This window comes from Clostridia bacterium, from assembly GCA_012840125.1.
In the GTDB taxonomy this organism is placed as follows: domain Bacteria; phylum Bacillota; class DULZ01; order DULZ01; family DULZ01; genus DULZ01.
This window is the reverse complement of the sequence record DULZ01000082.1, coordinates 1-9684: the sequence shown is the minus strand read 5'-3', so window position 1 is coordinate 9684 and position 9684 is coordinate 1. Positions and strand designations below refer to the sequence as shown.

At 48.9% G+C, this 9684-nt stretch carries 10 protein-coding genes and 2 rRNA genes; 5 read left to right on the top strand and 7 right to left on the bottom strand.

Annotation, left to right across the window (positions count from 1 at the left end; genetic code table 11):
* Positions 1 to 109 precede the first annotated feature (109 nt).
* Both GXX34_09485 and GXX34_09480 read right to left on the bottom strand, forming a co-directional pair.
* Positions 110 to 664 carry a hypothetical protein gene (locus GXX34_09485; GenBank protein HHW07740.1) on the bottom strand — a complete coding sequence of 185 codons (555 nt, stop codon included), beginning with the start codon at positions 662 to 664 and terminating at the stop codon, positions 110 to 112.
* An 89-nt stretch (positions 665 to 753) separates the two neighbouring features.
* A complete protein-coding gene (locus tag GXX34_09480; GenBank protein ID HHW07739.1) occupies positions 754 to 1506 on the bottom strand; it encodes a YebC/PmpR family DNA-binding transcriptional regulator in 753 nt (250 codons plus the stop codon).
* Between the two features lie 235 nt (positions 1507 to 1741).
* Between GXX34_09480 and GXX34_09475 the strand changes: the two genes are divergently transcribed.
* On the top strand, positions 1742 to 2539 hold the full coding sequence (locus GXX34_09475) for a methyltetrahydrofolate cobalamin methyltransferase (protein HHW07738.1): 798 nt from the start codon (positions 1742 to 1744) through the stop codon (positions 2537 to 2539).
* A 51-nt stretch (positions 2540 to 2590) separates the two neighbouring features.
* Here GXX34_09475 and GXX34_09470 read toward each other — a convergent pair whose 3' ends face one another.
* On the bottom strand, positions 2591 to 3484 hold the full coding sequence (locus tag GXX34_09470; GenBank protein HHW07737.1) for a GTP-binding protein: 894 nt from the start codon (positions 3482 to 3484) through the stop codon (positions 2591 to 2593).
* Between the two features lie 375 nt (positions 3485 to 3859).
* Here GXX34_09470 and GXX34_09465 point away from each other — a divergent pair, with 375 nt between their 5' ends.
* From GXX34_09465 to GXX34_09450, 4 genes are all read left to right on the top strand, one after another.
* Positions 3860 to 4492: a cobalamin-binding protein gene (locus GXX34_09465; GenBank protein HHW07736.1), complete on the top strand. Its 633-nt coding sequence runs from the start codon at positions 3860 to 3862 to the stop codon at positions 4490 to 4492.
* 17 nt (positions 4493 to 4509) lie between these two features.
* Entirely contained in the window at positions 4510 to 5892 is a 1383-nt protein-coding gene (locus tag GXX34_09460; protein HHW07735.1) for a methanol--corrinoid methyltransferase, read from the top strand.
* A 262-nt stretch (positions 5893 to 6154) separates the two neighbouring features.
* Positions 6155 to 7396, top strand: a complete 1242-nt coding sequence (locus GXX34_09455; GenBank protein HHW07734.1) for a helix-turn-helix domain-containing protein — start codon at positions 6155 to 6157, stop codon at positions 7394 to 7396.
* Positions 7397 to 7419: 23 nt separating this feature from the next.
* Positions 7420 to 8070 (top strand): cobalamin-binding protein, encoded by a 651-nt coding sequence (locus GXX34_09450; GenBank protein ID HHW07733.1) that lies wholly within the window; start codon positions 7420 to 7422, stop codon positions 8068 to 8070.
* Positions 8071 to 8108: 38 nt separating this feature from the next.
* Here the strand turns inward: GXX34_09450 and GXX34_09445 are convergent, their stop codons facing one another.
* The 4 genes from GXX34_09445 to GXX34_09430 all read right to left on the bottom strand — a co-directional run.
* The gene (locus GXX34_09445) at positions 8109 to 8834 is read right to left on the bottom strand and encodes an NAD+ synthase (protein ID HHW07732.1); all 726 of its coding nucleotides are present in this window, start codon (positions 8832 to 8834) and stop codon (positions 8109 to 8111) included.
* Between the two features lie 15 nt (positions 8835 to 8849).
* Positions 8850 to 9272 carry a DUF3842 family protein gene (locus GXX34_09440; GenBank protein ID HHW07731.1) on the bottom strand — a complete coding sequence of 141 codons (423 nt, stop codon included), beginning with the start codon at positions 9270 to 9272 and terminating at the stop codon, positions 8850 to 8852.
* A gap of 141 nt (positions 9273 to 9413) precedes the next feature.
* Positions 9414 to 9529: ribosomal RNA gene (gene rrf, locus GXX34_09435) — 5S ribosomal RNA — on the bottom strand.
* Positions 9530 to 9601: 72 nt separating this feature from the next.
* Positions 9602 to 9684: ribosomal RNA gene (locus GXX34_09430) — 23S ribosomal RNA — on the bottom strand; the annotation flags it as partial.

Sequence of the window (9684 nt, the reverse complement as noted above, 5' to 3'; positions counted from 1 at the left end):
CCTGCAAGGTAAATGGACATGTTTGTGCCCGGACCTCGGGCCCAGTCCGGCCAAAGACAAAAAAACATGGCTTAATCGGGATATGGCTCCCTCTTAAACCATGTCAACACTAAGATTGGTATTCATCCAGGCTGTCCAGGGCTTCCAGCAAGGAGGTTTCATCATGAAATTCCAGGGCGCCCCGGGCGAGAAGTTCCCGCCATTCCTCCGGCAGCTGTTCCACTCTAATTTGCGTCACTTTTTCGATTTCCCCCAGAGCTGCCGGACCTTTGAAGATGGCCAGGTAATCACCGGCAATGCCAAGACTTCTTTTGTTGGCGTCAGCGGGGCAAAAGGCATCTTCCGTTTCAATCACCAGGGCCTGATCGCCCGCTTCTTGCATTCTCACCCCGCCTTTTTCCTCTAACAGCTCCCACAACTCTTCAGGCGCCATTTCCCCGGTGCCCTCAGTTACCAGGTGACCGCACTTTAAGTATTCCCTCATGTACCGGACCGTTAGCTTGCCCCTTTGCCCGGCGTCTTGTGCCACCTGCGCCAAGGAACCGGTTACAGGCTTTACAGGCGCCTGCGGGGGGTTGATCCGGGGCCCGTTCAGAAAGACCGCCAGGGCCAGTATGAGTCCCATCCATCCGGCCAGGGCCCATTTGCGTTTTCCCGTCATCATTTCCAACCTCCGCTTGGCTTTGTGGTGATATATACTATTGCCATTTGGAGGAAAATTTAAACAAAAAAAATAGGCTGTCGTGGGACAGCCTATTGCACTTGTTCCAGCAACTCGTCCGGTATGTCGAAATTGGCATACACATCCTGCACATCGTCGTGGTCTTCCAGCAGGTCCATCAGCCGCAGCAACTGCTTGGCCTGCTCCGGATCCGAAATTTGCACCGTCGTTTGGGGAACTTTGGTTAATTCCGCCGACTGGATCTTGTACCCGGCACCGGCCAGGGTCTCCCGTACTTTTTCAAAATCCTCCGGCGAGGTTACCACTTCTACCAAACCGTCGTTGATGCTGACATCTTCCGCGCCCGCTTCGATGACCTCCATCATAACGGTATCGGGATCATCAGTATCCCCCAATTCCAAGTTAATGATCCCTTTGCTCTGGAACATCCAGGCCACGCAGCCGCTCTCACCCAGGTTTCCGCCGTTGCGGGAAAACAGGTGCCTTATTTCCCCGGCAGTGCGGTTGCGGTTATCGGTCATAATCTCTAAAAGGATGGCGACGCCGCCGGGACCGTAACCTTCATACACAACCTCTTCGTAATTGGTATTATCAGCGCCTCCCGTTGCTTTTTGAATATGGCGCATGATATTTTCGTTGGGCATGTTCACGCTCTTGGCCTTCTGGATAACAGCCTTTAACCGTGGGTTCGCCTCGGGATCAGGCCCTCCTTGTCTCACTGCCACCATCAGTTCCCGGCCGATTTTGGTGAATATTTTTGCCTTCTTTTCGTCCGCTTTGGCCTTCCTGTGCTTAATGTTAGCCCATTTAGAATGGCCAGCCATTAGTTTCTCACCTCGCAAAACACTCATTTACACAGGGTATTGTAGCATACTAAAGAACCTCTTCCAAGAAGCAAACCCCTTAGCAGAATTTATCTTCAAGGTAAAGAATGGTTCAAATTATTCAAGATAAGACAAATAAGTCCATGGATCATTAGTTCCGGAACAATTACAATGAATTTTGCCAATAGCCCCCGATTCGCAGTATTTACAAAATATTTAAAAAGGAGGAATAACATTGTTAATTGTTGGTGAGCTGATTAATGCCAGCCGCAGCCAAATTGCCGATGCTATCAGAAATCAAGATGCGGAGACCATCAGACAAATCGCCGCTGACCAGTACCAAGCCGGCGCCCACTTTATCGATGTAAATGCCGGGATCTTTGTTGGAAAGGAAGCTGAATACCTGAAATGGTTGGTAACCAACGTACAGGAAGCTACCGGTAACGCCCCCTGCTGCTTGGACAGCCCGGATCCGGAAGCCATTCAAGCAGCTCTCTCGGTCCATAAAGGCACAGCCATGATCAATTCCATTTCGCTGGAGAAAAATCGCTACGAGGCCCTACTTCCGGTACTGGCGGGCACTGATCTAAAAGTGATAGCTTTATGCATGAGCGACGAGGGTATGCCGGAAACAGCAGAGGAACGGCTCAAGATTGCTGACCGTTTAGTTAACCTATTAGTACAAAATAACATCAAATTCGAAAACATCTACGTAGACCCGCTGGTGCAACCGGTATCAACCAACCAGCGATTCGGCATCGAGTTTCTCAAGGCTGTGGAAGGACTCAAGAAAGAATTCAACGTCAACACCATTTGCGGTTTGTCCAATGTTTCCTACGGTTTGCCCAATCGGAAGTATATTAACCAGGTATTCGCCATCATGGCCGTTGCGAAAGGCATTGATGCCCTCATCATCAATCCCCTTGATAAACGCATGATGGGGAACCTAATCATTGCTGAGACCCTCGTGGGTAGGGATGAATACTGCGCTAATTACCTGAATGCCTATCGGGCCGGCAAATTCGAATTTTAGCCTAAAACACGTGGGGCACCGCCCTCTCTCCAGGGCTGGTGCCCCTTGATTTTATTGAAAAAATTTCTTTAGTTCCTCCACCTTCATGTCGCGACCAATTAAACTGATTTTGCCGGAACAATCCGAGGTCTGTCTGACCTCATATTGGCCGGTTACATAATTGAAACTAAGCCCTCCCTGTCCCGAAGGTACCACACCTTTACCTCGCACAATCCCTCCATAAACACCGTTCAGAACCTGGTGCAAAAAGCATACTAACTGCTCTTCGGTAAACTGCTTCCCGGTAATGATACTGAAAGCCTCGAATTCATGTTCCCCCTGAGGCCGTGCTAATTCTCGTCCCAAACTTTTCCGGTGGCTACCTGCCAAGAATCCCAGCAAGACGTGGTCGGACAACTCATCCCATGGCTTGCTCCACACCGGCACCATCGGATTAAGGCGACACAAATGGTCCTCGATTTCTCGCAACACCCTGGCATCAACCAATTGGGATTTACTGACTATTAAAACACTTGCTCCTTGAATTTGGTCCTTAATAAACCCGGGATAACGATCCAGGTGTGTAAAAAAATTTGTAGCGTCCACCACCGTAACAACTGCATTCAGGGCACAGCGGCTGCGAAGCCCAGGATCTTTAAACAAGTCCAAGAGCTCACTTAAGACGAATATCCCTGAAGGCTCAAAAACAACCCTGTCCACTTGCCGTTCCAAAATGGTTTCGAGAGTATGACGCAAGTCATTCTTTAAGGAACAACAAATACAGCCGTTAGTTAACTCATAAACATCCATACCGGCTGTCCTCACTATATCGCCGTCGATACCCACTCGTCCGTATTCATTTTCGATAATGGCTATCTTTTCATTTTTTAAGGCTTGGATAAGCCGCAAGATGAACGTTGTTTTTCCTGCTCCCAGAAACCCGGAGATCACGTCAAGTCGCGTCACTTTTCCTCCCTCCTGTTCGCCGTGTCTCCTAATAGCTTAGCTTAAGACTTAATTTCATGGCATGGAATTTTCTTTTCTTTCTTTCACTTTTTTGCTGTTTACACCGGGTCCCTGTCTTTGAAACTGCCTCTTCGCAAGCAATTCTTCCGGCTCATTTGCGGCTGACGAAAGGTATGGATAAAACAATTATTGTTAAGATAATCCATTCATTTGGTGAAGCTACAGTTTTACAATTTAAATTGACTAAATCTTGTATACTTTTTTAAGCTTTTTGCAACACAACCCACCGATAAGCCGAAAAAGGGGTGAGGACTGCCGCCAGTTAAAAAACTAGCCAGCCGTACAGAACAAAAATAAAGGAGGTACAGAGTAGCCATGAGTTTCTTGGAGGCCTTAAGCCAGGCAGTTATCGAAGGACAGGAACAACAAGTGAAGGAATTAACCCAAAAAGCTTTAGCTGAAGGTCTAAAGCCCTTAGAAATCATCAATGAAGGTCTAATTAAAGGTATGAATGTGGTCGGCCAGCGCTTCAAAGTCGGTGACATGTTTGTCCCGGAAGTGTTAATGTCTGCGCGGGCCATGACCGCCGGGATGGATATGGTAAAACCCTTATTGGTAGATGGGGAGATGACCAATAAAGGAACCGTAGTCATCGGAACCGTTAAAGGCGACCTCCATGATATCGGCAAGAACCTGGTAGGCATGATGTTGGAAAGCGCCGGATATAAAGTAGTGGATTTAGGTACCGACACTGCTCCGGAAGCATTTGTCCAAGCAGTCCAAGAAAATAACGCGCAGGTTTTGGGGCTATCGGCCTTACTGACCACCACTATGTTAGCCATGAAACAAACTATTGAAGCCTTGCAGGTCGCCGCTCTAAGGGACAAAGTCAAAGTAATGGTGGGTGGCGCACCCATAACTCAGGAATTTGCCGATGAGATTGGCGCCGATGGTTACGCTCCGGATGCTGCGTCGGCGGTGGAACTAGTAAACCAGTTGCTAAGTTAACGAGTGGGGGGAAACTTGTGAGTATTAAGTTTGACCAAGTCTATTACACCAATCTTAATGAGTTTGTTTACGGAAAAGCAGGCAAGCCGGTCCACTGTAAGAACGGCATGGTGATTGGGGGAGGAACGATTTACCCGGAGATTAATTTCACCCTTCCTCCCATGCAGATCACGGAAGAAACTTTTCCAAAAGTTAAAGAACAGTACAGAGAAATGATTGAAGGAATCTGCGCCAAAGCCCATGAGTTAAACGTGCCCGGCCTCGTGGTAGAAATCGAACTTCTTCCTCCGTGCACTTTTAATCCCCAGTGGGGAATAGAAATTACCAAAATTGTCCGGGACGTTATGGCCGAATATGAAGCCAAGTACAATTTAAAGAGTGTGCTGCGCTTGACGCCCGTGGATATCCGGGAAGGCAAAAACCTTACTCACATGTACCGCGGCGAACACTGGGACAATATTATGGCTACTTTCCTTGGGGGAGCGGAGGCAGGAGCGGATTTTCTATCCATTGAATCCATCGGCGGAAAGAATCTCCACGACGATGCCGTCATGAATTGTGATTTGCCGGTAGCTCTGTTTGCCCTAGGCATCATCGGTGTTCATGATATGAAAATCCTGTGGCAAAATATCGTTAAAATAGGCCAGCAAACCAACTCCTTCCCGGCCGGCGACACGGCCTGCGGTTTTGCCAACACCTCCATGGTTTTAGCTAACAAGAACTTCATCCCCAGGGTCTTTGCGGCCGTTGACCGGGTGATGAGCGCGGTACGCACCATGGTGGCGGTGGAGGAAGGTGCCGTTGGCCCTGATAAAGACTGCGGATATGAAGGCGTTTATATTAAAGCAATTACCGGCACCCCTATTTCCATGGAAGGCAAATCCGCTGCCTGCGCCCATTCCAGTACGGTAGGGAACATTGCCGCCTGTGTAGCGGATCTATGGAGTAACGAATCCGTGGAAAACGTCAGGCTCCTAGGTGGCATGGCACCGGTGGTGAGCCTGGAAAACTTGATTTATGACTGCCGCTTGATGAACGTAGCCGCATCCCGCGGCCAGGCGCTGGAATTGCGGGATATGCTGGCCGAATCCGACCGCAAATACGATCCTCAAGCTTACGTACTGGACCCACAAATAGTGCTAAAAATTAGCCAGGAAATTGTGAAGGGACAAAGCCATTTCGAGCGTATCAAAATTGCCGCCGCCGCCAGCATCAAAGAGATCCGTGAAGCTCATAAATCCGGTGAATTGCTGCTGGCGGACCGCGAAGTTCGTTATCTGGACATCATGGAAAAACAACTTAGTTCCATCCCTGACGACGAAAAGGAATTCACCGAGCGCATGTTGCAAACCGTTCCCAAAGACAAGTTTGACCCGGAAAAATACGACTTTGTTAAATAACGTCTTGCTTCAATGAGCCATTCTAACCCAGCAGGTGAATGGCTCATTTTATCAAATCACAAAACTTAATCTTTTTCGAATTTGTGTGCTATACTAAATATCAAGTTGACTTTGCACTTTGCTTTGTTTTCTTCCTTAATAACCAGAGGCACGGGAAGAAGGCATCGGGGGTGATACCGTGGACTCGGATTTAACACGCAGCCCTGACGACCGTAAAACAGACTGGCTGTGGGACTGCATTGAAAAAGACGTCATCGAAAAAATGTTGTGTTCTTTTTCCAAATCCACCGGGTTAAAAGCCATTTTAGTTGATGATAGCGGGGAAACCATTGTCTCTACGGATCACGAGATCAAGGATTGCCGTTTTTGCCAGATGATCCGGTCGGATGAGCAAGGAGCCAGGAAATGCAAGCGCTCCTATGCGCGGGCATGTAAAGATGCAGCGACATACGGGGAGCCATATATTTTCCGATGCCATGCCGGGTTGATCATGTGGGCGGCACCCATTGTGCTAGAAGACCACATCGGCGCCATTATTTGTGGACAAGTGCTTATGTGGGAACCGGAAGACTATTTCCTGGATGAGATTGAAGAAATGGTAAAGGATCTGGACGTCAATTTAAACGAGGTAAAATGGTCTGCGGCCCAATTGCCCATTATGCCGAGTGACCAAGTGCAAGCTGCGGCTGATCTTTTGTTCATCGTCGCCAATCAGATTATGCAGAGCGGTGCTACGGTATTGAAACAGCGGCGAGAGATCGCCGCCCAGCAAGCCAGGCTGGCGGAAGAGATTCACGCCCGCAAACAAGCGGAAATAGAGATTCACACCCTCGAGTCCAGGACCTTTGCCATGTACTCCCTGGACAAAGAATATGAGCTGCAAACCAAGGTCAAGAACGGCGACAAGGAGGCGGCTCACCAGCTTCTTGAAGAAATACTGGCCGAAATATTGGAAAAGTACTCGGCGAAACTGGACACGGTACAAGCGCACCTCATCGAATTGGTCGTCGTAATATCGCGAGCCTGCGCTGCCGGGGGGGCTATGTCGAAAGAGTTGCTCCAGCTCAATTCTCACTGCTACAAAGAAATACTTTCCATGACCAATGTGGAAGAATTATGCCTTTGGGCGCGAGAAATGCTGGACACTTATCTTGCCTACGTAATTGAAAGCAATGGCACTCGTAATTTACAAGCCGTCCAAAAGGCCGCAGACTATATCAAGCGAAACTACAACAAAAAACTCACCATTGATGAAATCGCCCAGGCCGTCTATCTCAGCCCGTGCTATTTGAGCAGGATCTTCAAACATACCTTGGGTTGCACTTTAATGGAATACAAGAATCGCGTGCGCATCGAAAAGGCCAAAAAGATGCTTAAGAATCCTAAATATACCATTATGCAGGTGGCCGAGAAAAGCGGTTTTGATGACCCGGCCTACTTCACCAGAGTTTTTAAGCGTGTCGAAGGTATCACACCGAGTAGGTTCAAACAGAATGCCCTGTAATCCCAAAGGAGGCGCATTGGAGGTTGGATAGATCGGAACTGGAACTAATCACCGAAGCGCTGGTTAAAGGCCAAGCCAACCGGGTTCGGACGCTCTGTACATTAGCTGTGCAAAATGGCACTGATCCCCATACCATTCTCGAGCAAGCCCTTCTCCCCGGTATGGAAATTATCGGACAAAAGCTCCGGGACAACGTGATTTTTATTTCCGAAGTTCTCATCGCTTCCCGGGCCATGCACGCCGGACTGCACGCGCTAAAACCTCATCTTTCCGCAGCCCGCCAAAAAAGTCGCGGTAAAATCGTAATCGGGACCGTGGCCGGGGATCTTCATGATATTGGCAAGAACCTGGTCACCATGATGTTAAGGGGTGCCGGCTACGAAGTCCTGGATCTGGGGATCGATGTCCAGCCGGAAGATTTCGTAGCTGCAGTACAGGAACATGAACCGGACATTGTAGCCTTATCAGCCATGCTCACCACATCGCTTCCCATGATCCCCGAAACCATCTATGAATTAGAACAAAACGGGTTGCGAAACAGCATTCAAGTAATAATCGGGGGACGACCAACCACAGCGGATTTTGCCCACATTGTTAACGCGGACGGATATGCCAGCGATGCGGTAAAAGCGGTAGACCTAGTCAACGGGCTGCTCCAGCAAAACGGCATATAAAAGATCAGGAACTCCACCGTGAGTTCCTGATCTTTTTGTCAAGTAGTTGGAATGGGAGGCATGCGCCGTTTATGGTCACTCGCCCTTTGCAATGCCTCTATTTTGGCTTTGATTTCAGGCGGTGCCTCTTGTAATTTTAGGTAATGGTCCAACTGGGCATAGGTGAAGCCCAATTCGCCTTCATCTGTTTGGCCTTTCCAGAGACCGGCCGACGGAGCCTTATTGATAATGACTTCCGGGACACCCAAATAAGCAGCCAATTCACGAACTTCTTCCTTTAGCAGGTGCCCGATGGGTTCCAGGTCCACTCCCCCGTCACCATATTTTGTAAAATAGCCAATCGCAATTTCGCTCCGATTACCCGTGCCCATCACCAGGTAGTTATAGCAAGCCGCGTAAAAGTAGAGGGTCGTCATGCGCAGTCGTGGCTTTATATTAGCAACGGCCCCGCGAGGAATCGTTCCTGTTCCTATCAGGTGGTTATTGAGCTCTTTCAGCAAAGTATCAAAGGTGCTGGATAGATCCACTGTTGTGTAAGGAACCTGAAAAGTCTCCGCTACCAACCTAGCATGCTCCACATCCAGGCTGTTGCTGTAACAGGGCATGATAACCGCCAAGCACCGATCATCTAAAGCTCTTTTGCACAAGCCTGCCACTACGGCCGAATCCACTCCCCCGGACAAACCGAAAACGGCGCCTTCGGCTCCGGCTGCAGCAATCTGTTCTCGGATCCACTTTTCTATGCTAGAAGCCACTAGGTGCATATCCTTCACACCGCATCATCCTTCTTTACCCTGAATTTTCTCCGCCAGCTTGTTGATAAGGTCTTCAATTTGATGAGGCAACGGCTCATCCCGCACACCGGCAATCAAAACTCCACAACGGTTGATGGGCAGCAAAATCTTAATGGCCGGAGAATCAGCAATGGCTTGGGCCATCCTGGGCGTCATTTCGCCAAGCATGGAATTCGGGAGCAAAATGGCAATAGGACCTAGGATGATATCCACCTTATCAATGTTGTAAACAATAGCATTTTCGCCGCTGGCACCCTCATTGGCACCGGCTTTGAGCATTTGCATCGTTGCTACCGCATTCGTTCCTAAAGCCAGTATCTCTATATCACAAGGTAAACGTTCCCTAATCGCCTCTACGATTCGTTTGCCAATGCCCCCGCCCTGACCGTCAATGACCGCTATTCTCATCGCCACAACCTCTATTCCTGCATGTTAACACTATTTTACCATGCTCCACACCGGGCAGCAATTTCATAATAGTGATAGCTATAAAGCACGTCAATAAAAGACAAGGCTAGGATCTTGTCATCCTAGCCTGTCAAATATAATTTCTGGCGGCGACCTACTCTCCCAGGGGCACACCCCCTAGTACCATCGGCGCTGGAGAGCTTAACTTCCGTGTTCGGGATGGGAACGGGTGTTTCCTCTCCGCTATGGCCACCAGAAATTATTTGCTTGTAACTTAGCCTGTTACCTCAAAACTCCACAGCGAAGCTTAAGCCTAAGAATTCTTATCGAAGGTCAAGCCCTCGACCGATTAGTACCGATCGGCTCAAGGCATTGCTGCCCTTACACCTTCGGCCTATCTACCAGATAGTCT